Source organism: Streptomyces sp. TRM70350 (assembly GCF_019219825.1).
Classification (GTDB): Bacteria; Actinomycetota; Actinomycetes; order Streptomycetales; family Streptomycetaceae; genus Streptomyces.
Map to the genome: position 1 here is coordinate 159,416 of NZ_JAHUXH010000001.1, position 24,141 is coordinate 183,556.

General features: G+C 71.0%; 17 protein-coding genes. 13 read left to right on the plus strand and 4 right to left on the minus strand.

The annotated features are described in order from the left end of the window. The first annotated feature begins 17 nt into the window (after window positions 1-17). The 12 genes from KWI83_RS00700 (at window position 18) to KWI83_RS00755 (ending at window position 16,153) form a co-directional block, all read left to right on the plus strand. Window positions 18-1,061, plus strand: a complete 1,044-nt coding sequence (locus tag KWI83_RS00700) for a substrate-binding domain-containing protein (RefSeq protein WP_218512245.1) — start codon at window positions 18-20, stop codon at window positions 1,059-1,061. Between the two features lie 85 nt (window positions 1,062-1,146). Next, window positions 1,147-2,352, plus strand: coding sequence for a Gfo/Idh/MocA family protein (locus KWI83_RS00705; RefSeq protein ID WP_218512246.1), 1,206 nt, complete (start codon window positions 1,147-1,149; stop codon window positions 2,350-2,352). 13 nt (window positions 2,353-2,365) lie between these two features. Next, window positions 2,366-3,364, plus strand: coding sequence for a sugar phosphate isomerase/epimerase (locus tag KWI83_RS00710; RefSeq protein WP_218512247.1), 999 nt, complete (start codon window positions 2,366-2,368; stop codon window positions 3,362-3,364). Window positions 3,365-3,532: 168 nt separating this feature from the next. Then, window positions 3,533-7,255: a ThuA domain-containing protein gene (locus tag KWI83_RS00715; protein WP_218512248.1), complete on the plus strand. Its 3,723-nt coding sequence runs from the start codon at window positions 3,533-3,535 to the stop codon at window positions 7,253-7,255. 83 nt (window positions 7,256-7,338) lie between these two features. Next, on the plus strand, window positions 7,339-8,610 hold the full coding sequence (locus tag KWI83_RS00720) for an inositol-3-phosphate synthase (RefSeq protein ID WP_256361598.1): 1,272 nt from the start codon (window positions 7,339-7,341) through the stop codon (window positions 8,608-8,610). After that, window positions 8,607-9,863 carry an SCO3242 family prenyltransferase gene (locus KWI83_RS00725; protein ID WP_218512249.1) on the plus strand — a complete coding sequence of 419 codons (1,257 nt, stop codon included), beginning with the start codon at window positions 8,607-8,609 and terminating at the stop codon, window positions 9,861-9,863. The genes KWI83_RS00720 and KWI83_RS00725 overlap by 4 nt, the downstream gene beginning before the upstream one ends. Then, the gene (locus KWI83_RS00730; protein WP_218512250.1) at window positions 9,860-10,834 is read left to right on the plus strand and encodes a sugar phosphate isomerase/epimerase; all 975 of its coding nucleotides are present in this window, start codon (window positions 9,860-9,862) and stop codon (window positions 10,832-10,834) included. The genes KWI83_RS00725 and KWI83_RS00730 overlap by 4 nt, the downstream gene beginning before the upstream one ends. Further along, entirely contained in the window at window positions 10,831-11,640 is an 810-nt protein-coding gene (locus KWI83_RS00735; protein WP_218512251.1) for an EboA domain-containing protein, read from the plus strand. The genes KWI83_RS00730 and KWI83_RS00735 overlap by 4 nt, the downstream gene beginning before the upstream one ends. Beyond that, complete coding sequence (locus tag KWI83_RS00740; RefSeq protein WP_218512252.1) at window positions 11,640-12,488, plus strand: TatD family hydrolase; 849 nt, start codon at window positions 11,640-11,642, stop codon at window positions 12,486-12,488. Before KWI83_RS00735 ends, KWI83_RS00740 begins: the two co-directional genes overlap by 1 nt. Before the next feature lie 3 nt (window positions 12,489-12,491). Further along, window positions 12,492-13,661, plus strand: a complete 1,170-nt coding sequence (eboE, locus tag KWI83_RS00745) for a metabolite traffic protein EboE (RefSeq protein WP_218512253.1) — start codon at window positions 12,492-12,494, stop codon at window positions 13,659-13,661. Then, window positions 13,658-15,052, plus strand: coding sequence for a nucleotide pyrophosphatase/phosphodiesterase family protein (locus KWI83_RS00750; protein ID WP_218512254.1), 1,395 nt, complete (start codon window positions 13,658-13,660; stop codon window positions 15,050-15,052). The genes eboE and KWI83_RS00750 overlap by 4 nt, the downstream gene beginning before the upstream one ends. Before the next feature lie 60 nt (window positions 15,053-15,112). Continuing rightward, a complete protein-coding gene (locus KWI83_RS00755) occupies window positions 15,113-16,153 on the plus strand; it encodes a sugar phosphate isomerase/epimerase (RefSeq protein WP_218512255.1) in 1,041 nt (346 codons plus the stop codon). A gap of 86 nt (window positions 16,154-16,239) precedes the next feature. On the opposite strand, the gene KWI83_RS00760 is transcribed toward KWI83_RS00755, so the two are convergent. The 4 genes from KWI83_RS00760 to KWI83_RS00775 form a co-directional block, all read right to left on the minus strand. Beyond that, window positions 16,240-17,628, minus strand: a complete 1,389-nt coding sequence (locus KWI83_RS00760) for an OFA family MFS transporter (RefSeq protein ID WP_218512256.1) — start codon at window positions 17,626-17,628, stop codon at window positions 16,240-16,242. 122 nt (window positions 17,629-17,750) lie between these two features. Beyond that, the gene (locus tag KWI83_RS00765; protein ID WP_218512699.1) at window positions 17,751-19,895 is read right to left on the minus strand and encodes an acetate--CoA ligase family protein; all 2,145 of its coding nucleotides are present in this window, start codon (window positions 19,893-19,895) and stop codon (window positions 17,751-17,753) included. A gap of 4 nt (window positions 19,896-19,899) precedes the next feature. Then, window positions 19,900-21,132 (minus strand): formyl-CoA transferase, encoded by a 1,233-nt coding sequence (gene frc / locus KWI83_RS00770; protein WP_218512257.1) that lies wholly within the window; start codon window positions 21,130-21,132, stop codon window positions 19,900-19,902. Window positions 21,133-21,141: 9 nt separating this feature from the next. Next, window positions 21,142-22,824 (minus strand): thiamine pyrophosphate-binding protein, encoded by a 1,683-nt coding sequence (locus tag KWI83_RS00775; protein WP_218512258.1) that lies wholly within the window; start codon window positions 22,822-22,824, stop codon window positions 21,142-21,144. Window positions 22,825-23,000: 176 nt separating this feature from the next. On the opposite strand from KWI83_RS00775, the gene sucC reads away from it, so the two are divergent. Next, window positions 23,001-24,131 carry an ADP-forming succinate--CoA ligase subunit beta gene (gene sucC / locus KWI83_RS00780; RefSeq protein WP_218512259.1) on the plus strand — a complete coding sequence of 377 codons (1,131 nt, stop codon included), beginning with the start codon at window positions 23,001-23,003 and terminating at the stop codon, window positions 24,129-24,131. Window positions 24,132-24,141: the final 10 nt, after the last annotated feature.

Below are 24,141 nucleotides of genomic sequence, written 5' to 3' on the forward strand. Positions count from 1 at the left end.
GGAAAGGGTTCACCGCCATGCCGCAGCAACTCACCAGTCGCAGAGGACTGCTCTTCGGGACCGCCGCCGTCTCGGCCGGTGCCCTGCTCGCCGGGTGCACCAGCAACGAGCCCAAGGAGCAGGAACAGGCCGCCGACACCCAACCCGCCGCCGACGACCAGCCCGGCAAGCAGGTCACCATCGGCTTCGCCGGACCGCAGGCCGACCACGGCTGGCTCAACGCGATCAACGAGAACGCCAAGAGCCGCGCCGAGAAGTACCAGGACGTGACGCTGGAGATCACCGAGGGCTCCAACGACACCGCCGCGCAGATCGGCCAGATCGAGACCCTGATCAACAAGAAGGTCGACGTGCTGGTCATCCTGCCCGCCGACGGCAAGGCGCTCACCCAGGTCGGGCTCAAGGCGATGCGGGCCGGGATCCCCGTGGTCAACCTGGACCGGATCTTCAACACCCCGCAGGCGTACCGCTGCTGGATCGGCGGCGACAACTACGGCATGGGCCTCAACGCCGGTCACTACATCGGCGAGCAGCTCAAGGACAAGCCCGACGCCCGGGTCATCGAACTGGCCGGACTGGACAACCTGGAACTGACCCAGCAGCGCACCCAGGGCTTCGACGACGCGCTGAAGAACTACCCCAACATCAGGAAGGTGGCCCGCCAGGCCGCCGAGTTCACCGTCGAGTCCGGGCAGGCCAAGATGGCCCAGCTGCTCCAGGCGCAGTCGCGGTTCGACGCGTTGTGGAACCACGACGACGACCAGGGCGTGGGCGCGCTGCGCGCCATCGAGCAGGCCGGCCGGGACGACTTCCTGATGGTCGGCGGCGCGGGCGCGCTCTCCGCCTTCCAGGCCATCAAGCAGGACGACGGCGTGCTGAAGGCGACCGTCCTCTACCCGCCCACCATGGCCGCCTCCGCGATCGACCTCGCCCGCGCCCTCGGCCAGGGCAAGGGCGTCGGCGGCCTCGCCGAGTACGAGATCCCGGCGTCGATCACGCTCTACTCGGCCGTCGTCGACAAGACCAACGTCGACCAGTACATGTCCACCGGCTTCGAGTGAGGCGCCCCGCCCGACGGGCCTGACCTCCCTCAAACCGGTCAGGCCCCACCCCCCACCGCGCCATGACGACGAGGAGGACATCCGTATGGCACAGCCGCAAGCGCTCGAAGGGACCGCGTCCGAGAAGCCCCCGCTGCGCATCGGCATGGTCGGCTACGCCTTCATGGGCGCCGCCCACTCCCAGGGCTGGCGCACCGCGGGCCGCGTCTTCGACCTGCCCCGGCAGCCGGTGCTCGCCGCGCTCTGCGGGCGGGACGAGACGGCCGTGCGCGCGGCGGCCCACCGGCACGGCTGGGCGGCGGCCGAGACCGACTGGCGGGCGCTGATCGCCCGGGACGACGTCGACCTGGTCGACATCTGCACACCCGGCGACAGCCACGCCGAGATCGCGATCGCCGCGCTGGCCGCCGGCAAGCACGTCCTGTGCGAGAAACCCCTCGCGAACACCGTCGAGGAGGCCGAGACGATGTCGGCGGCCGCCGAATCGGCGTACGAGCGCGGCCAGTTGGCGATGGTCGGCTTCAACTACCGCCGGGTGCCCGCCACCGCGCTGGCCCGCCGGATGGTCGCCGAGGGCCGCGTCGGCACCCTGCGGCACGTCCGGGTGTCGTACCTCCAGGACTGGCTGGTCGATCCGCAGGCCCCGCTGACCTGGCGGCTGCGCAAGGAGCTGGCCGGCTCCGGGTCGCTCGGCGACCTCGGGGCGCACATCGTGGACCTGGCGCAGTACCTGGCGGGAGAGCAGCTCGCGGGGGTGTCGGCGCTCACGGAGACCTTCGTACGGGAACGGCCGCTCGCCGGGGCGGCGCGTGGACTGGGCGCGGTCTCGGCGGGCGGCACCGGACAGGTCACCGTCGACGACGCCGCCCTGTTCACCGCCCGCTTCACCTCCGGCGCCCTCGCCTCCTTCGAGGCCACCCGGTACGCCACCGGCCGCAAGAACGCCCTGCGCATCGAACTCAACGGCGAGCGCGGCTCGCTCGCCTTCGACCTGGAGCGGCTCAACGAACTCTGGTACCACGACGGCACCGAGCCCGACGCCCGCTCCGGATTCCGCCGCATCCTCGTCACCGAACCCGACCACCCCTACCTCGACGCCTGGTGGCCGCCCGGTCACGGCCTCGGCTACGAGCACACCTTCGTCCACCAGGCCCGCGACCTGGTCCACGCGGTCGCCGAGGGCCGCCGCCCCGACCCCTCCTTCGCCGACGGGCTCCAGGTCCAGCGCGTCCTCGCGGCGGTGGAGGAGAGCGCCGAGAAGAACTCCGTCTACACCCCGATCGCGGCCTGAGGAGGCTTTGGCCATGCCCCGTACCTTCACGCTCTTCACCGGCCAGTGGGCCGACCTCCCCCTCGAAGAGGTCTGCCGCCTGGCCCGCGACTTCGGCTACGACGGACTCGAACTCGCCTGCTGGGGCGACCACTTCGAGGTCGACAAGGCGCTCAGCGACCCCTCCTACGTCGAGTCGCGGCGTCAGCTCCTCGACAAGTACGGCCTGAAGTGCTGGGCCATCTCCAACCACCTGGTCGGCCAGGCCGTCTGCGACGCCATCATCGACGAGCGGCACCGGGCCATCCTGCCGGGGAGGATCTGGGGCGACGGCGACGCGGAGGGCGTGCGGCAGCGGGCCGCCGCCGAGATCAAGGACACCGCGCGCGCCGCGGCCGCCTTCGGCGTCGACACCGTCATCGGCTTCACCGGCTCCGCCATCTGGCACCTGGTCGCGATGTTCCCGCCCGCCCCCGAGTCGATGATCGAACGCGGCTACGAGGACTTCGCCGAGCGCTGGAACCCGATCCTGGACGTCTTCGACGCGCAGGGCGTGCGGTTCGCGCACGAGGTGCATCCGAGCGAGATCGCCTACGACTACTGGACCACCCTGCGCACGCTGGACGCGGTCGACCGCCGTTCCGCCTTCGGGCTGAACTTCGACCCGTCGCACTTCGTGTGGCAGGACCTCGACCCGGTCGGGTTCCTGTGGGACTTCCGCGACCGCATCTACCACGTCGACTGCAAGGAGGCCCGCAAGCGCCTCGACGGCCGCAACGGCCGCCTCGGCTCCCACCTGCCCTGGGGCGACCCGCGGCGCGGCTGGGACTTCGTCTCCGCCGGGCACGGCGACGTGCCCTGGGAGGACGTCTTCCGGATGCTGCGCTCCATCGACTACCAGGGCCCCGTCTCCGTCGAATGGGAGGACGCCGGGATGGACCGGCTCCAGGGCGCCCCCGAGGCCCTGACCCGCCTGAAGGCCTTCGACTTCGAGCCGCCCAGCGCGTCCTTCGACGCCGCGTTCAACCACTGAACCACGCACCCGGCGACAGGCCGGGACGGGGGGCCGGAACAACCGCCGGTCCCCACCGTCCTTGAAGTGTTCAGGACACACACCTCCGGGGTGACGGCGCACCCCGGCGCCCGCACCGCACGTCTTCGCACCCATCCCGTACGGCCCACCCGTTCCCGGAGGGACTTCGTGCACGGAACCAGACTCAGAAGCATCCGCACCCCGAGGCGCCCCAGGCTTCGCACCACCGTCGCCCTGTTCACCGGCCTGCTTCTCGCCGTGGGCACCCCGGCGACCGTCGCCGGCGCCCACCCCGGCCACCCGGAACACGACGAACCGGCCGCCGCCGAGGGGCAGTTCCAGCAGGTGCCGCTCGCCAAGGGCGAGCCCGAGACGGGCGAGCCGATGTCGCTCGCCGTGCTCCCGGACCGCAGCGTCCTGCACACCTCGCGCGACGGCACGCTGCGCCTCACCGACCAGGGCGGCGTCACCAAGGTCGCCGGCAAGATCCCCGTCTACAGCCACGACGAGGAGGGTCTGCAGGGCGTCGGTATCGACCCGGACTTCAAGAACAACCGGGCGATCTACCTCTACTACGCCCCGCCGCTCGACACCCCCGCGGGCGACGCCCCGGAGACCGGCACCGCCGAGGACTTCGAGAAGTTCGACGGCGTCAACCGCCTCTCCCGCTTCGTCCTGAACCCCAACGGCACGCTGGACATGACCAGCGAGAAGAAGGTCCTGGACGTCGCGGCCTCCCGCGGCACCTGCTGCCACGTCGGCGGCGACATCGACTTCGACGCGGACGGCAACCTCTACCTGTCGACCGGCGACGACACCAACCCCTTCGCCTCCGACGGCTACACGCCGATCGACGACCGCCAGGGCCGCAATCCCGCGTTCGACGCCCGGCGCAGCTCCGGCAACACCAACGACCTGCGCGGCAAGATCCTCCGTATCAAGGTCGCCGAGGACGGCTCGTACACCGTCCCGGAGGGCAACCTCTTCGCCCCCGGCACGGAGAAGACCCGTCCGGAGATCTACGCGATGGGCTTCCGCAACCCGTTCCGGATGAGCGTCGACGACAAGACCGGCATCGTCTACGTCGGCGACTACGGTCCCGACGCGGGCGCCGCCGACCCGAACCGGGGCCCGGCAGGCCAGGTCGAGTTCGCCAAGGTCACCGAGCCCGCCAACTTCGGCTGGCCGTTCTGCACCGGGAACAACGACGCCTACGTCGACTACGACTTCGCCACCGGCACCTCCGGTGAGAAGTTCGACTGCGCCGCCCAGAAGAACACCTCGCCGCACAACACGGGCCTGGTCGACCTGCCGCCCGCGCAGGCCGCCTGGATCCCCTACGACGGCGGTTCCGTGCCCGAGTTCGGCAGCGGCTCGGAGTCCCCGATGGCCGGGCCCGTCTACCGCTACGACCCCGACCTCGACTCCAAGGTGAAGTTCCCCGAGTCGTACGACGGCGACTTCTTCGCAGGTGAGTTCGGCCGCCGGTGGATCAAGCGGATCGAGCAGAACGAGGACGGTTCGGTCGCGAAGATCAACGACTTCCCATGGACCGGCACCCAGATCATGGACATGGAGTTCGGCCCCGACGGCGCGCTCTACGTCCTGGACTACGGCGTCTCCTGGTTCCAGGGCGACGAGAACTCCGCGCTGTACCGGATCGAGAACGCCGAGGACGGCTTCTCCCCGATCGCCGAGGTCAGCGCCGACAAGACGTCCGGCGCGGCCGGCCTGAAGGTCGCCTTCACCGGCTCCGCCAAGGACGCCGACTCCTCCGACCTCACCTACAGCTGGGACTTCGGCGACGGCACCCAGGGCGAGGGCCTCAACCCCACCCACAGGTACAAGAAGGTCGGCACCTACACCGCGTCCTTCACCGCGAAGGACCCCGAGGGCAACACCGGTAACGCCAGCGTCCGGATCGTGGTCGGCAACACCGAGCCCAAGGTGAAGATCGACGTCCCGGGCAACGGCACCCTGGCCGCCTTCGGTGAGCCCGTCCCGTTCAAGGTGACCGTCACCGACCCCGAGGAGACGATCGACTGCTCCAAGGTCAAGGTCGTCTACAGCCTCGGCCACGACTCCCACGCCCACGAGCTGACCAGCGAGATGGGCTGTGAGGGCACTCTGAAGCCGCCCGCCGGTGACGGCGGTCACGACCCCAACGCCAACCTCTACGGTGTCGTCGGCGCCAGTTACACCGACGGCGGGGCGAACGGCCAGGAGGCGCTGACCGGCACCGCCCGCGCCGTGCTCCAGCCGCTGCACCGCCAGGCCGAGCACTTCACCACCCAGTCGGGCGTGTCGATCATCGACAAGGCCGGCGCCAACGGTGGCAAGACCGTCGGCGACGTCCACGACGGCGACTGGATCTCCTTCACCCCCTACCGGTTCGACGGGCAGAAGAAGATGACCGTGCGGGCCTCCTCCGGCGGCGCGGGCGGCTTCATCGAGCTGCGCACCGGCTCGCCCGACGGCAAGCTGCACGGCTCGGCGTACATCCCGCCGACCGGCAGCTGGGAGACCTTCCAGAACGTCGACGTGCCGCTGCGAGCCCTGCCCAAGCGCACCACGGAGATCTACCTGGTCTTCAAGGGCGGCGAGGGCGCGCTGTACGACGTGGACGACTTCGAGTTCTCCAAGGAGCCGTTCAAGGGCGGCAAGAGGGTCCTGGTGTTCTCCAAGACCGCCGGTTTCCGGCACGACTCCATCCCGGCCGGCATCGCGGCCCTGAAGGAGCTCGGCGCGCAGGCCGGCATCACGGTCGACGCCACCGAGGAGGCCCGGCAGTTCACCACGACCAACCTCGCCAAGTACGACGCGATCACCTTCCTGTCCACCACCGGTGACGTGCTCAACGCCGACCAGCAGAAGGCGTTCGAGAACTACGTCAAGAACGGCGGCGGCTACATGGGCATCCACGCCGCCGCCGACACCGAGTACGACTGGGAGTTCTACGGCGGCCTCGTCGGCGCCTACTTCGACTCCCACCCGGCCATCCAGAAGGCCACCGTCCGCGTCGAGGACCACGACCACCCGTCGACGTCGCACCTCGGCGACGCCTGGGAGCGCACCGACGAGTGGTACAACTACCGCACCAACCCGCGTGAGCAGGTCAAGGTCCTCGCCACCCTGGACGAGACGACCTACCAGGGCGGCACCATGAAGGGCGACCACCCGATCGCCTGGTGCCAGGACTACGGCGGCGGCCGCTCCTTCTACACCGGTCTGGGCCACACCAAGGAGTCCTACGCCGATCAGGCCTTCCGGGCCCATCTGCTCGGCGGTCTGCAGTACGCCACCGGCCAGGTCAAGGCCGACTGCAAGCCGAGCAAGGGCTACCGGAAGATCTTCAACGGCCAGACCCTGGACGGCTGGAAGCAGGCCGGCCCCGGCACGTTCAACGTCAAGGACGGCACCCTTGAGTCCGAGGGCGGCATGGGCCTGCTCTGGTACCAGGCCAAGGAACTGAAGTCGTACTCCCTCAAGCTCGACTGGAAGATGCGGGGCGACGACAACTCCGGGATCTTCGTGGGCTTCCCGGCCTCCGACGACCCCTGGTCCGCGGTGAACAAGGGCTACGAGATCCAGATCGACGCCACGGACGCGCCCGACCGCACCACGGGCTCCGTCTACTCGTTCAAGTCGGCGAACATCAAGGCCCGTGACCAGGTCCTGCGGCCGCCCGGGCAGTGGAACTCCTACGAGATCAAGGTCCAGGGCGAACGCCTCCAGGTGTTCCTCAACGGAGTCAAGATCAACGACTTCACCAACAAGGACCCCCGTCGGAGCCTGACCGACGGCCACATCGGCCTGCAGAACCACGGCGCCGACGACCAGGTCTCCTTCCGCAACATCCAGTTGAAGGAACTGCCCGTCAAGGGCGACTGAACGGCGGCGGGCGGGGGACGCCGGACCCCCGCCCGCCGTCTCCGTCCCTCCCCCCGGGTTCGCGCACGACAAGGAGGCTGCCCATGTCCGCGTCCCTTACCCGACCGCGTGTGGGGGTGTGGCTGATCGGCGCCCGAGGCTCCGTCGCCACCACCGTCGTCACGGGGTGCGCCGCCGTCACCGCGGGACTGCACCCGCCGACCGGCATGGTGACCGAGACGCCGGCGTTCACCGACAGCGGCCTGCCCGCGCTGTCCGACCTCGTCTTCGGCGGCCATGACACCGTCGACTGCCCCCTGCCCAAACGCGCCGAGACCCTGACCGCCGGCGGAGTCCTCCCGCCGGGCGTCGCGGCCGCCGTCGCCGCCGAACTCGCCGCCGCCGACCGGGAGATCAGGCCCGGCGGCCCCACCCCGGGGGACACCAGGAGCGAGGCCGAACTGATCACGGCCTTCGCCGACGACATACGCGACTTCGTGCACCGCCACGAGCTGGAGCGGGCCGTCGTGGTGAACCTCGCCTCCACCGAACCCGCGTCCCAGGGGCCCGACGCCCCGCTGCCGGCCAGCACCCTGTACGCGCTGGCGGCCCTGCGCGCGGGCTGCCCCTACGTCAACTTCACCCCGTCCGAGGGCATGCACCACCCCGTCGCCGCCCGCGAGGCCGAGCGGAGCGGCCTGCCGTACGCGGGCCGGGACGGCAAGACCGGACAGACGTTGCTGCGGGCCGTGCTGGGCCCGATGTTCGCGCAGCGGGCGCTGAACGTACGGGCCTGGTCCGGAACCAACCTGCTCGGCGGCGGCGACGGCGCGGCCCTCGCCGACCCGGCCGCCGCGGCGGCGAAGAACGCCGGCAAGGAACGCGTCCTCGCCGAGACCCTCGGCGCCGTTCCCGAGGGCGAGGTGCACATCGACGACGTCCCGGCCCTCGGCGACTGGAAGACCGCCTGGGACCACATCGCCTTCGACGGCTTCCTCGGCACCCGTATGATCCTCCAGACCATCTGGCAGGGCTGCGACTCGGCCCTGGCGGCACCCCTGGTCCTGGACCTGGCCCGCCTGACCGCCCGGTCCCACGAGGTCGGCCTGGCCGGGCCGTTGAGCGAACTGGGCTTCTACTTCAAGGACCCGGTGGGGGACGGACCGGCGGGCCTGGCCGAGCAGTACGCGGCGCTGGGCCGACTGGCGGAACGGCTCGCAGGTGCGGTTGCCTCCGCCGACCTCGGCAGGGGTGACGGTGCCGTGGCGGGCGGCGCCGGTGCGAAGACGGGTGGTGCCGTCGCGGACGTGGTCGCCGGGGCGGAGGCGTCCGCGCAGTCGGCCCAGGGCGAGGCGCCCCGGGGAGAGCGGCCATGAGCCGTAGCCGCGCCTGGGCCGAACTGCTGCGGCTTCCCGCGCTGTCCACCGTCCCCGGCGACGCCCTGAGCGGTGCCGTCGCCACGGGTGCCCGCCCCAACCCGCGGACCGTCCTCGCCATCGGTTCCTCCCTGTGCCTCTACGAGGCCGGTATGGCCCTCAACGACTGGGCGGACCGGGAGGAGGACGCCGCCGAGCGCCCCGAGCGGCCCTTGCCCTCCGGGCGGATCCGGCCGTCTTCCGCCCTCACGGCGGCCTGCGCCCTCACCGCAGCCGGGCTGGCCCTCGCGGCCCGCGCCGGCCGCCCGGCCCTGGCCGTGGCCACCCCCCTCGCGGCCACGGTCTGGGCGTACGATCTCGCGCTGAAGCACACCCCCGCCGGCCCCGTGGCCATGGCCGCCGCCCGTGGCCTCGACCACCTCCTCGGCGCCGCCGCCACCACCGGCCGTCCGTGGGAGGCACTGCCCTCCGCCGCCCTCCTCGGCACCCACACGCTCGCGGTGACGGCGGTCTCCCGCCGGGAGACCCAGGGCGGCTCGGCACTGGCACCGCTGGCGGCCCTCACCGCGACGGCCGTCCTCACCCGGCTCGTGGCACGCGGCACGCAGGGCGTGAAGGACGCCACGTCGAACGGCACCGGCGCCAGGAGCGGCGTCAGGAGCGGCATCAGGAGCGGCGCCAGCAGCGGCGCCAGGACCGGCGCCAGCAGCGGCGCCAGGATTGGCACCAGGGTCGACGTCAGGAGGGGCGCCGGGGTCGACGCCGGGATCGGCGTCAGGATCGGCGTCAGGAGCGGCGTCACGAGCGGCGCCAGGATTGGCATCAGGGTTGACGCCAGGAGGGGCGCCGGGGTCGACGCCGGGAGCGGCGCCAGGATCGGCGTCAGGAGCGACACCGGGGTCGACGCCAGGACCGGCGCCAGCGTCGGGTCGGGCACCGCCACCGGCATCGGCACCGCCACCGGCACCGGGCGCCGGAGGTCCGCGCACGACCGGGCCGGTCTCACACTCGACGGTGCCCTGCGTACCGCCCTGGCCACCGCCTACGCCGCCACCGCCGGGCGCCCCTACGCCCACGCCGCCCTCAACCCCTCACCCCCACTCACCCAACGAGCCGTCGGCGGCGGCATCCGCGCCATGATCCCGCTCCAGGCCGCGCTCGCCGCCCGCGTCGGAGGCGGCGTCACCGCCCTCGTCATCGCGGCGCTCGCCCCGATCGGACGGAAGTACGCGAGGAAAGTGAGCATCACGTGAGCCCCTGGCCCAACCCGGCACCGGACCACGGAGAACCGACCCCGCCGCACCACCCCCTCCGCTTCGGCTACGGCACCAACGGCCTCGCCGACCTCCGGCTCGACGACGCCCTCGCCCTGCTCGCCGACCTCGGCTACGACGGCGTCGGTCTGACCCTCGACCACATGCACCTCGACCCCCTCGCCCCGGACCTGTCCGCCCGTACCCGCCGAGTCGCACAGCGCCTCAGCGCGCTCGGGCTGAGCGTCACCGTGGAGACGGGCGCCCGCTATGTGCTCGACCCGCGCCGCAAGCACGGCCCCTCCCTCCTGGACCCGGACCCCGACGACCGCGCCCGCCGCGTCGACCTGCTGCTCCGGGCCGTCCGTGTGGCCGCCGACCTCGGCGCCCACGCCGTGCACTGCTTCAGCGGCACCCTCCCGCCCGGCACCGACGAGGACACGGCGTGGAAACGCCTGGCCGACAGCCTCGCTCCTGTCCTGGACGCCGCGACCGCCGCCGGTGTCCCGCTCGCCGTCGAACCCGAGCCCGGCCACCTCCTCGCCACCCTCGCCGACTTCCACCGTCTGCGCCGCACCCTCGGCGCCCCCGACCTCCTCGGTGTCACGCTCGACATCGGCCACTGCCAGTGCCTCGAACCCCTCCCTCCCGCGGACTGCGTACGCGCCGCCGCGCCCTGGCTGCGCCACGTCCAGATCGAGGACATGCGCCGCGGTGTCCATGACCATCTCCCGTTCGGCGAGGGGGAGATCGACTTCCCGCCCGTCCTGGCGGCCCTCGCCGCCACCGGCTACCAGGGCCTGACCGTCGTCGAACTGCCCCGCCACTCCCACGCGGGCCCGCACTACGCCGCACTCTCCCTCCGGTTCCTGCGCACCGCAGCGCCACCTCACGGGCCGGTCCCACCACCGACTCCGCCCGTCGCACCCCTCGGCGAGCCCTCCGCCACCCCTGAAGGGAGCACCCCGTGAAGCACCCCCACGCCACCCCGGCGACCCCGACGGCGAGAACCGACGACACGACGACACCCAGCGAGGCCGACGACAACACGACGGTCACGAACGCGGCCAGGGACAGCAACGCCACGTCAGCCGCCGATGCCGACACAACCACCGAGCCACCCAACCCTTCCCACACCCCTCTCAGATCCCTCCACGCCCACCTCAACACCCACCTCCCCGGAGCCGCCCGCGCCTGGCTCGACCAGGCCCTCGCCGAGGCCGCCGCCCACCCCGGCGCGCACGGCCCCATCTCCGTGTGGGAACTGCGCATCGCCGAGGCGGGCCGCCGCTGCGGGGACGAGTACGCCGACGCCGCCCGCGTGCTGATCCTCCACACCGCCGGAGCCGACGCGGCCGCACTCAGCCGTGTCTACCGCCAGGGCACCGCCGCCGAGCGCCGCGCCGTCCTGCTCGCCCTGCCCCACCTCGTGCCCGGCCCGGACGCCCTCCCGCTGATCGAGGACGCCCTGCGCACCAACGACACCCGGCTCCTCGCCGCCGCCGTCGGCCCGTACGCCGCCCGGCACCTCGACCCGCACAACTGGCGCCACGCCGTACTGAAGTGCCTCTTCACCGGCGTCCCCGTGGACAACGTGGCCGCTCTGGAGCGCCGCGCCCGCGCCGACGCCGAACTCGCCCGCATGCTCGGCGACTACGCCGCGGAACGCACCGCCGCGGGCCGTCCCGTACCGGAGGACCTGCACCGCGTCCTGGCCCTGACCGACTCCGCACCAGCGCCGCACGGATCGGACACCCCCCACGGCAAGGAGTCCTGATGCGCATCTTCGACCCCCACATCCACATGACGTCCAGGACCACCGACGACTACGAGGCCATGCACGCCGCCGGTGTCCGCGCCGTCGTCGAGCCCTCCTTCTGGCTCGGTCAGCCCCGCACCTCGCCCGCCACCTTCCTCGACTACTTCGACTCCCTCCTCGGCTGGGAACCCTTCCGCGCCGCCCAGTACGGCATCGCCCACCACTGCACCATCGCCCTGAACCCCAAGGAGGCGAACGACCCGCGCTGCCGTCCCGTCCTCGACGAACTGCCCCGGTATCTCGTCAAGGACCACGTCGTGGCCGTCGGCGAGATCGGCTACGACTCGATGACCCCCGCCGAGGACACCGCCCTCGCCGCCCAGCTCCAGCTCGCCGCCGACCACGAGCTGCCGGCCCTCGTGCACACCCCCCACCGCGACAAGTCGGCCGGTTTGCGCCGCACCCTCGACCTCGTGCGGGAGTCCGCCCTGCCGCCGCACCGCGTCCTGCTCGACCACCTCAACGAGCCCACCGTCAAGGAGGCCAAGGACAGCGGCTGCTGGCTGGGCTTCTCCGTCTATCCGGACACCAAGATGGACGAGGACCGGATGATCGCGATCCTGCGCACCTACGGGGCCGAGCAGGTGCTGGTGAACTCCGCCGCCGACTGGGGGCGCAGCGATCCCCTGAAGACCCGCAAGGTCGGCGATCTGATGCTCGCCGAGGGCTTCACCGAGGACGACGTCGACCAGGTCCTGTGGCGCAACCCCGTCGCGTTCTACGGGCTCAGCGGCCGACTGAACCTCGACATCGCCGCGACCGACGCCACCCACGAGGGCAACTCCATCCTGCGCGGCGGGGAGTGAGCCATGCGCTTCCGCCATCCCGACGGCTCCACGGTGCACCTCGCCTACTGCACCAACGTCCACCCCGCCGAAACCCTCGACGGTGTCCTCGCCCAGCTCCGCGACCACTGTGAGCCCGTCCGCCGCCGCCTCGGCCGCGACCGGCTCGGCATCGGCCTGTGGCTCGCCAGGGACGCCGCCCACGCCCTCGTCACCGACCCGTCCGCGCTGCGCGTTCTGCGCACCGAACTCGACCGGCGCGGCCTCGAAGTCGTCACCCTCAACGGCTTCCCCTATGAGGGCTTCGGCGCCGAAGAGGTCAAGTACCGCGTATACAAGCCGGACTGGGCCGACCCCGAACGCCTCGACCACACCACCGCCCTCGCCCGCGTCCTCGCCGGGATCCTCCCCGACGACGTCACCGAGGGCAGCGTCTCCACCCTCCCGCTCGCCTGGCGCACCCCTCAGGACAGCCGACGGGCCGGCACCGCCCACACCGCCCTGCGCACCCTCGGCGAACGCCTCGACGCCCTCCAGGAACTGACCGGCCGCTCCATCCGCGTCGGCCTGGAACCCGAGCCCGGTTGCGTCATCGAGACCACCGGCGACGCCATCGCCCCGCTGACCGCGATCGCCCACGACCGCATCGGCATCTGCGTCGACACCTGCCACCTCGCCACCTCCTTCGAAGACCCGCACACCGCCCTGGACGCCCTCGCCCAGGCCGGCGTCCCCGTCGTCAAATCCCAGCTCTCCGCCGCACTGCACGCCGAACACCCCCATCTCCCCGAAGTCCGCGACGCCCTCGCCGCCTTCGACGAACCCCGCTTCCTGCACCAGACACGCACCGCCACCGCCGCCGGCCTGCGCGGCACCGACGACCTCGGCGCAGCCCTCCAGGACGACGCCCTGCCCGACGCCTCGCCGTGGCGCGCCCACTTCCACGTCCCGCTGCACGCGGCCCCCGCCGCGCCCCTCACCTCCACGCTCGCCGTACTGAAGACCGCCCTGGCCCGCCTCGTCGGCGGCACCAGCCCGCTCACCCACCACCTGGAGGTCGAGACCTACACCTGGCAGGCCCTCCCACCGGAGCTGCGTCCCCGCGCCCGCACCCAGCTCACGGACGGCATCGCGGCCGAACTCACCCTCGCCCGCGACCTGCTGACAGACCTCGGACTGAAGGAGCTGCCGTGAACGCCCCCGCCACCGCGCGCCCCACCCCGCTCCTCGTCCTCGACGTCGTGGGCCTCACCCCCCGTCTCCTCGACCACATGCCGCACCTGAAGACCCTCGCCCAGTCCGGCTCCCACGCCCCACTGGGCACCGTCCTGCCCGCCGTCACCTGCGCCGCCCAGTCCACCTTCCTGACCGGCACCACGCCCTCCGAGCACGGGATCGTCGGCAACGGCTGGTACTTCCGTGAACTCGGCGACGTCCTGCTGTGGCGCCAGCACAACGGCCTGGTCGCCGGCGACAAACTCTGGGACGCCGCCCGCCGCGCCCACCCCGGCTACACGGTCGCCAATATCTGCTGGTGGTACGCCATGGGCGCCGACACCGACATCACCGTCACCCCCCGTCCGATCTACTACGCCGACGGCCGCAAGGAACCCGACTGCTACACCCGCCCGCCGGGCCTCCACGACGAACTCACCGAGAAACTCGGTACCTTCCCGCTGTTCCACTTCTGGGGTCCCGGCGCGGACCTCGCCTCCAGCCGGTGGATCATCGCCGCGACCCGCCACATCCTGAGCACCCGGCACCCCGACCTGACCCTGTGCTACCTCCCTCACCTCGACTACGACCTGCAACGCTTCGGCCCCGACGACCCGCGCTCCCTGAAGGCGGCCGCCGACCTCGACGCGGCCATGGCCCCGCTGCTGGCCGACGCCCGCGCGGAGGGCCGTACCGTCGTCGCGCTCTCCGAATACGGCATCACCCGCGTGAGCCGGCCCGTCGACATCAACCGCGCACTGCGCCGGGCGGGCCTGCTGGAGGTGCACACGCAGGACGGCATGGAGTACCTCGACCCGATGGCGTCCCGGGCCTTCGCCGTCGCCGACCACCAGATCGCCCACGTCTATGTGCGCCGCCCCGAGGACCTCGACGCGACCCGCGCCGTGCTCGACGGACTGCCCGGGATCGAGCAACTCCTCGACGACGAGGGCAAGAAGGCCCACCATCTCGACCATCCGCGGGCCGGCGAACTGGTCGCCGTCGCGGAGCCGGACGCCTGGTTCACGTACTACTACTGGCTCGATGACGCCCGCGCGCCCGACTTCGCGCGACTCGTCGAGATCCACCGCAAACCCGGCTACGACCCGGTCGAGCTCTTCATGGATCCCCTCGACCCCTACGTCAAGGTCAAGGCGGCCACCGCACTGGCCCGCAAGAAGCTCGGCATGCGCTACCGCATGGCGGTCGTACCGCTGGATCCCTCACCTATTCGCGGCAGCCACGGCCGCCTTCCCGTGAGCGACGACGACGGTCCGCTCCTCATCTGCTCCACCCCCCGCGCAGTCGGCGGCCGTGTGGCGGCCACCGACGTGAAGTCACTGCTGCTCCAACTGGCCGGTCTGTCCTGACTGGTCACCAGTGAAGCACTCACCACTGACAACGCCCTCCGACATCGAGGAGTTCCAGGTATGAGCCGCAACTCCCAGCCCGATCCCGAACTCACCCACCGCCTCACCAGACGAGGCATGCTCGGCGTGGCCGCCGGCGCCACCGCCGCAGCCCTGCTGGGCGCCGCCACGACCCCCGCTGCGGCCGCCACCGAGACCGCGAGGGGCTCGCACGGCCGTGGCCGCCCCGTCCTGCCTCCCGGTCGCCTCGGCATCCAGCTCTACAGCCTGCGCGACAAGGTCTCCACCCTCGGCTTCGGCCCCGTCTTCGCCGAGCTGGAGAAGTACGGCTACGACGAGGTCGAGTTCGCCGGCTACACCCAGGGCTCGGCCGGCCCCATCACGCTCGCCCAGCTCAGGCGGCTGGCGCGGAACCACGGCCTGAACCCCATCGGCAGCCACGTCGGCTACTACTCCAGCGACCCCAACGCCTACACCTTCGCCCAGAACCTCACCAAGGTCCTCGACGACGCCGAGGCCCTCGGCCTGAAGCACATCGGCACCGCCGCCGGACCGTTTCGCTACGGCTCCACCGTCGACGCGTGGAAGCGCGCCGCCGAGGACTTCAACACGTACGGCGCGGCGGCGAAGGCGCGCGGCATGAAGTTCTACCAGCACAACCACTCCGAGGAGTTCTCCTTCGCGAGCGACAACCCCAAGGTCAGGCTCTACGACGTACTGCTCGCCGAGACCGACCCCGACCTCGTCCACCTGGAGATGGACATCTACTGGGCCTACGTCGGTCAGTTCCGCTTCTCCCAGCGGCCCGACGGCACACCCGCGCCGTTCGAGCCCCTCGACTACGTCCTGCGCCGGCCCGACCGCTACCCGCTCTTCCATGTCAAGGACGGCGTGAGCGACCCGTCGACGCAGCACGGCTACCGCATGGTCGACGTCGGCGACGGCGACATCGACTACAAGCGGTTCATCTCCGCCGTGACCCGGCTGCGCGGCCGGCGGTTCGCCCACCACTGGCAGGCCGAGCACGACAACCCGACCGAGTCCTTCACGTTCGCCCGGCGCTCCAGCGCCCACCTGCACTCGCTGCGGGAGAAGTGCTGACCGCTCCCACGGACACGAGGAGGTCCTCCCCACGCCGGGAGGGCCTCCTCGTAGCGCACCGTCGGCCGACGGCGCCCGCCGTCACCTCACGCCGTCTCCTCGCCGAGCGGCTGCGGGTTGGGGGTGATGCGCTTGGGCCGGGGCCGTCCCGGTGGGTGCAGGAACAGGGCCATGAAGCCCGCCAACAGGGAGATCGAGCCGGCCAGGATGAACGCGCCGGAGTAGTCCCAGGCGGCCACCACCACGGCGCCCATGCCGGAGCCGAGCAGCCCGGAGACCAGTTTCGACGAGTACACCAGGCCGTAGTTGGAGGCGTTGTTGTTCTCGCCGAAGTAGTCGGCGGTCATGGCCGCGAACATCGGGAAGATGGCGCCGCCGCCGAAGCCGGAGATGGACGAGAACAGCAGGAACAGCGGCAGGTTGCCGATGTTCCCGGAGAACAGGATCCCGTACTGGGACAGGCCGAGGACGACGCAGACGAAGATCAGGCACTGCTTGCGGCCGTACCGGTCCGAGAGCCAGCCGATGACCCCGCGGCCCGTGCCGTTGACGATCGCCTTCAGGGACATGGCGGTCGCCACGATGCCGCCCGCGAAGCCGGCCTCGTCACCGAAGGGCACCTGGAAGGCGATGCCGAAGATGTTCACGCCCGAGGTGCACAGCAGACAGAACCACATGAGGGCCACGCGGCCGGTCCGCCACGCCTCCATGGGGGTGTACTGGTGCACGGCCGGCGGGTTCTTCTCCAGCGCGCGCCGGGCCCGCGCGTCGTCGGGCTTCTTCAGCGGGTCGACGTCGGCCGGCCACCAGTTCTTCGGCGGGTCGCGGAAGAAGTAGCCCGACGTGGCGACGACCGCGGCGAGGAAGATGCCCACGCAGACCAGCACCCAGCGGAAGTTGGTGAGGTCCATGTAGCCGGTGAAGAGGAAGACGAACGGCACCGAGCCGTACGCGAAGCCGCCGTTGACGAAGCCCGTCTTGCCGCCCTTGCGCTCCGGATACCACTTGGCGACCATGTTCACGCAGGTCGCGTAGACCATGCCCGCGCCCATGCCGCTGAACATGCCGAAGCCGATGTAGGCGACGATCACATGCGGCGCGAAGGCGAGCGACAGATAGCCCAGCAGGGTGCCGACCGCGCCGAGCATCATGGCCCAGCGGGCCGGCAGCTTGCCGCTCTCGCGCAGCTTCCCGGCGGGGAAGGCGACCGCGGCCTGGAAGAACACCCAGACGCCCAGCATCCAGAAGATGTGCCCGCTGCTCCAGCTGTGCGCCGTGTGCAGCGTGTCCTCGGCAGACGCGAAGGCGTACTCGGCCGAGCTGATGCCCATCATGCCGACCCAGGGCAGGATGACCATCCACTTGCGTTTGCGACCCATGATGTCGATGTCGGACTCGCCGATGCGGTAGACGCGTCCGTTCGCGTCGGTCACCTCACGGTAGGGAGCCGACGTCGGCAGATCGGTGGTTGTCATGTCGTGTTGCACCCCTAGCGTCGAAAGTTCTGGCCAGCGCCCCCTGTCCAATGCCTTTCGTGCGCGCGCGGGTCCCGGAGCCGGCCGACGCGCACCGTCGGCCGGCTCCCTCCCCCCTCACCTCATGAGCCGCCCCCCAAGAGCCCCGCCGCCCGCGCCCACCGGTACTTCGCACCGAGCACGGCCACCGGCTTCTCCGTCGTGTACGGGTACGCCACGACCCCCCGCTCGTACAGGTACTGGCACGCCTCCTCCACCTCGACATCGCCCGCGAGCGAGGCCACCACGGGCTTGTCGATCCCGCGCTGACGGAAATCGGCCACCACGCGCGCGGTGAGCTCGGCGAAGACCATGGGAGGGGTCACGATGGTGTGCCAGTAGCCGAGGACGAGCGCATGGATGCGCGGATCCTCCAGGCCGAGCCGGATCGTCGCCTCGTACGTCGACGGCGGCTCGCCCCCGGTGATGTCCACCGGGTTGCCCGCGGCCCCGAAGGGCGGGATGAACTTCCGGAACTCCTCGTCCAGATCCGGGGGGATCTCCATCAGGGACAGGCCGTTGTCGGTCACCGCGTCCGAGAGCAGTACGCCGCTGCCGCCGGCCCCGGTGATGATCACGACGTTGTCGCCCCTGGGGGTGGGAAGCACCGGCAACGCGCGCGCGTACTCCAGCATGTCGTTCAGCCCGGGCGCCCGGATGACCCCGGCCTGCTTCAGGATGTCGTCGTACACCGCGTCGTCGCCCGCGAGGGCGCCGGTGTGCGAGCCGGCGGCCTTCGCGCCCGCCGCCGTACGGCCCGCCTTCAGGACCACCACCGGCTTCTTCGGCACGGTCTCCCGTGCGGCCTCCACGAAGGCGCGGCCGTCCTTGAGGTCCTCCAGGTGCATGGCGATGCACTCGGTGTGCGGGTCCTCGCCGAACCAGGTCAGCAGGTCGTCCTCGTCCAGGTCCGACTTGTTGCCGAGGCCCACGATCGCCGACACGCCCGTCTTCGTGGTCCGGGCGAAGCCCAGGATGGCCATCCCGATGCCGCCCGACTGCGAGGTCAGCGCGACCCCGCCCTTGACGTCGTACGGCGTGCAGAACGTCGCGCACAGGTCCTGCCAGGTCGAGTAGTAGCCGTAGATGTTCGGGCCGAGCAGCCGGGTTCCGTGCCGTTCGGCGATCGCCACGATCTCGGCCTGGAGCTCGTGCTCGCCCGTCTCCGCGAACCCGGAGGGAATCAGCACGGCGTTCGGGATCCCCTTGCGCCCCACCTCCTCCAGCGCCGCAGCGACGAACTTGGCGGGGATGGCGAACACGGCCACATCCACCTCACCGGGAACGTCCGTGACACTCTTGTACGCCTTGCGGCCCAGAATGTCATCGGCCTTGGGGTTCACCGGGTGGATCTCCCCGGAGAAACCGCCGTCGACGAGGTTGCGCATCACCGAGTTGCCGATCTTGCCCTGCTCGTTGGAGGCGCCGATCACGGCGACCGAACGCGGCTGCATCAACCGGCGCATGGAGGTGAGGATCTCCTCGCGCGCGTAGCGGAGGCGCTGCTTCACCGGCGCCTCCGACAGGATCACCCGGATGTCGGCGGCGACCGCGCCCTCCGGGGTGGCGATCACCGGGTTGAGGTCCACCTCGGCGATCTCCGGGAAGTCCGTGACGAGTTGGGACACCCGGCGGATCTGCTCGGCGATCGCCCACCGGTCCACACCCGCCGCGCCGCGCACCCCGCGCAGGATCTCCGCCGACCGGATCGAGTCCAGCATGGACAGCGCCTCGTCGGCGTCCACGGGGGCGAGCCGGAAGGTGACGTCCTTGAGGACCTCGACCAGCACCCCGCCGAGCCCGAAGGCCACCACCTTCCCGAACGTCGGGTCCGTCACCGCGCCGACGATGACCTCCTGCCCCTGGGGGAGCAGTTCCTGTACCTGTACGCCCTCGATACGGGCGTTCGCGTTGTACGCGCGCGCGTTGTCGATGATCGTGTGGAACGCGGCCCGTACGTCGGCGGCGCCCTCGACACCGACGATCACCCCGCCGGCGTCGGTCTTGTGCAGGATGTCCGGCGAGACGATCTTCATCACGACGGGCCCGCCGAGCCGTGCGGCACACGCCACGGCCTCGTCGACGTCGGTCGCCAGCTCCTCGCCGGGTACGGCGATCCCGTACGCGTCCGCGATCACCTTGCCCTCGGGAGCGGTGAGCGCCGTGCGCCCCTCGGCCCGGACGGTGTCGAGGAGCGTACGCACCCTCAGCACCCGGTCTTCGGCCATCACGTCAGATCACTCCGTTCGACTTGAGCAGGCGCAGCTCCTCGTCGCCGAGGCCGAGCTCGCCGACGTAGACCTCTTCGTTGTGCTCGCCCAGCAGGGGTGAGCTGGTCACCTCCACGGGGGAGTCGGACAGCTTCAGCGGGCTGCCCACGGTCACGAACTCGCCGCGCTCCGGGTGCGGCACCCGGACGACCATCTCGTTGGCGGCCAGCGAGGCGTCCTCGATGATCTCCTTGGTGGACAGGATCGGCCCGCACGGGATGTTGTGGGCGTTGAGCTTCTCCAGCACCTGCCACTTGGGCAGGGTCGAGGACCACTCCTCGATCAGCTGGAACATCTTGTTGAGCTTGGGCAGCCGGGCCTCCGGCGTCGCCCACTCCGGGTCGTCGGCCAACTCGGGCCGGCCGATCAACTCGCTGATCGGCTGCCAGCCGACGGGCTGCACGATGACGTACACGTAGTCGTTCGGGCCGCCCGGCGCGCACTGGACCGCCCAGCCGGGCTGGCCTCCGCCGGACGCGTTTCCCGAGCGGGGAACTTCCGTGCCGAAGTCCTCGTTCGGATATTCAGCAAGCGGCCCGTGTGCCAGGCGCTGCTGGTCCCGCAGCTTCACCCGGCACAGGTTGAGTACAGCGTGCTGCATGGCCACGTTGACCCGCTGCCCGCGCCCGGTGCGCTCCCGCTGGTACAGAGCGGCGAGGATGCCCGCCACGGCGTGCACGCCTGTCCCCGAGTCCCCGATCTGGGCTCCCGTCGCCAGCGGCGGCCCGTCCTCGAAACCGGTGGTCGACATCGACCCGCCCATGGCCTGCGCGACGACCTCGTACGCCTTGAAGTTGGTGTACGGGCCGTCGCCGAACCCCTTGATGGAGGCATAGACGACACGCGGATTGATCTCCTGGATGCGGTCCCAGGTGAACCCCATACGGTCGACCGCGCCCGGGCCGAAGTTCTCGACCATGACGTCGGAGCGCCGGATCAGCTCGGTGAGGAGTTCCTTGCCGCGCTCGGTCTTGGTGTTGAGGGTGATGCTCCGCTTGTTGCAGTTGAGCATCGTGAAGTAGAGGGAGTCGACGTCCGGGAGGTCGCGCAGCTGCTTGCGCGTGATGTCCCCGGTCGGCGCCTCAAGCTTGACGACGTCCGCGCCGAGCCACGCCAGGAGCTGGGTCGCGGAGGGCCCGGACTGGACGTGGGTCATGTCCAGGACGCGGATGCCTTCGAGAGCCTTTGCGGTCACCGGATCACCTCACTTGTACATGGTCTGGTTCATGGTTCCGGGGGCGTACGCGTCCGGGTCGACCCAGACGTTGATCAGCGACGGCTTGCCCGACTCGCGGGCGCGCCGCAGCGCGGGGCCGATGTCGGCGGGGTCACGGACCTCCTCGCCGTAACCGCCCAGCATCTGCGCGAACTTGTCGTAGTGGACGTCGCCGAGGGTGTTGCCGACCCGCTCGCGCTCCTTGCCGTACTTGGCGGCCTGGCCGTAGCGGATCTGGTTCATGGAGGAGTTGTTGCCGACGATGCCGACGAAGGGGAGGTTGTAGCGGACGAGGGTTTCGAAGTCCCAGCCGGTGAGCGAGAAGGCACCGTCGCCGAAGAGGGCGACGACCTCCTTGTCGGGTCGCGCCTGCTTGGCCGCGAGCACGAACGGCACCCCGACGCCGAGCGTGCCCAGCGGGCCCGGGTCCATCCAGTGGCCCGGTGACTTGGGCTGCACCACCTGACCGGAGAAGGTGACGATGTCGCCGCCGTCGCCGATGTAGATCGAGTCCTCGGTGAGGAAGTCGTTGATCTCGCTGACCAGCCGGTACGGGTGGATCGGCGAGGCGTCCGAGCGCAGCTGCGGCAGCCGCTTGTCCAGCGCGGTCTGCTCGGCGGCGCGCAGCTCGTCGAGCCACTCCTTGCGCTTCGACGCGCCGCCGTTGACGCGCCCTGAGGCGGCCTCGGTCACCGACTTCAGCACGAGTCCCGCGTCGCCGACGATGCCGAGGTCGATGTCGCGGTTCTTGCCGACGGTCCGGTAGTCCAGGTCGATCTGCACGACGGTCGCGTCCGCCGACAGCCGCTTGCCGTAGCCCATGCGGAAGTCGAAGGGCGTACCGACGATGACGATGACGTCGGCGTTGGAGAAGGCGTACCGGCGCGACAGCTGGAAGTGGTGCGGGTCGCCGGGCGGGAGCGTGCCGCGTCCTGCGCCGTTCATGTACGCCGGGATGTTCAGCGTGCGGACCAGCTCGATGGCCGCCTCGGTGCCGCGGGTCGTCCATACCTGGCTGCCCAGCAGGATCGCGGGCTTGGCGGCGTGCACCAGCAGGTCGGCGAGCTTCTCGATCGCCTCGGGGTCGCCGGCCGAGCGGGTCGAGGCGCGGTAGGCGCCGTGCTTCGGCACGCGCGCCTTGTCCGCGGGCACCTTGGCGTCGAGGACGTCGCGCGGGATCTCCAGGAAGGAGGGGCCGGGCGCGCCGTGGTAGCACTCGCGGAACGCCATCGACACCATGTCCGCCGCGCGTGCCGTGTCCGGCACGGTCGCCGAGAACTTGGTGATCGGCGTCATCATGTCGACGTGCGGGAGGTCCTGCAGGGATCCCATCTTGTGCTGGGTGAGGGCGCCCTGACCGCCGATCAGCAGCATCGGCGACTCCGCGCGGAAGGCGTTGGCGACCCCGGTGACGGCGTCGGTCGTCCCCGGGCCCGCGGTGACGACCGCGCAGCCGGGCTTGCCGGTGATCCGCGCGTAACCGTCGGCGGCGTGCGCGGCGACCTGTTCGTGACGGACGTCGACGACCTCGATGCCCTCGTCGACGCAGCCGTCGTAGATGTCGATGATGTGGCCGCCGCACAGGGTGTAGATGCGGTCGACCCCCTCGGCCTTCAAGGCCTTGGCGACGAGATGACCGCCGGAAATGACGTCCTGGGTGTCGTCGGGCATGGCGAAGTCCTGTCCCTTCCTAGGGGGTTGGAACGCTCTCGCGGTACATTGCATACAGTCGACGAATACTGTATGAAGCTTGTTATCCCGCATCCGGTGGGTGGTGTCCAGGGGGCGTGCGGCAGTTTTCGGGAGTCTCCGGGTCGCCCCGGAAGACTCAGGAGTCAGGAGCCGAGATGGACCTGTACGAACACCAGGCAAGGGAACTCTTCGAGGAACACGGCATCTTGGTGCCGAGGGCCGAGGTCACCGACTCGCCCAAGGAGGCGCGTGCGATCGCCCGCCGACTCGGCGGCCGGGTCGTGGTCAAGGCGCAGGTCAAGACGGGTGGGCGCGGCAAGGCGGGCGGTGTGAAGCTCGCCGCCGACCCGGCCGCCGCCGAACTGACGGCACGCCAGATCCTCGGCATGGACATCAAGGGCCACACGGTCCGCAAGGTCATGCTGGCCCAACCTGTCGACATAGAAACCGAGTTCTACGCCTCCTACGTCCTGGACCGCGCCGCCGGTCGCTTCCTCGCGATCGCCTCCGCGGAGGGCGGCATGGAGATCGAGGAGGTCGCCGCGAGCAGACCCGAGGCCGTGGCGCGCATCCCCGTCGACCCGGCCGAAGGCGTCACCTCCGCCAGGGCGGGCCAGATTGCCGAGGCGGCCGGACTGCCGCCGCAGACCGTCGACGTGCTCGTACGGCTGTGGGAGGTGCTGGTCCGCGAGGACGCCCTGCTCGTCGAGGTCAACCCGCTGGTCCGCACGGCACAGGGCCGGATCCTCGCCCTCGACGGCAAGGTCACCCTCGACGACAACGCCCGCTTCCGCCAGACCCGTTGGGGCGCCCAGGGGGCGCAACACGACGACCCGCTGGAGGCGGCGGCCGCCGAGCGGGGCCTGAACTACGTCAAGCTCGACGGCGAGGTCGGCGTCATCGGCAACGGCGCCGGACTCGTCATGTCCACGCTCGACGTCGTCGCGGGCTGCGGCGCCCGCCCCGCCAACTTCCTCGACATCGGCGGCGGGGCCTCCGCCCAGATCATGGCCGACGGTCTCTCCGTCATCCTCTCCGACCCGACCGTGAAATCGGTCTTCGTCAACGTCTTCGGCGGCATCACGGCATGCGACGCGGTCGCCGACGGCATTGTGCAGGCGCTGGACGCCGTGCGGTTGACCAGGCCGCTGGTCGTCCGGCTCGACGGCAACAACGCCGCACGTGGCCGCGCGATCCTCGACGCACGCGCACATCCCCTGGTCCAGCAGGCCACCACCATGGACGGCGCCGCCCGCACGGCCGCCGACCTCGCCAACGCCGCCTGAGGAGACGCAC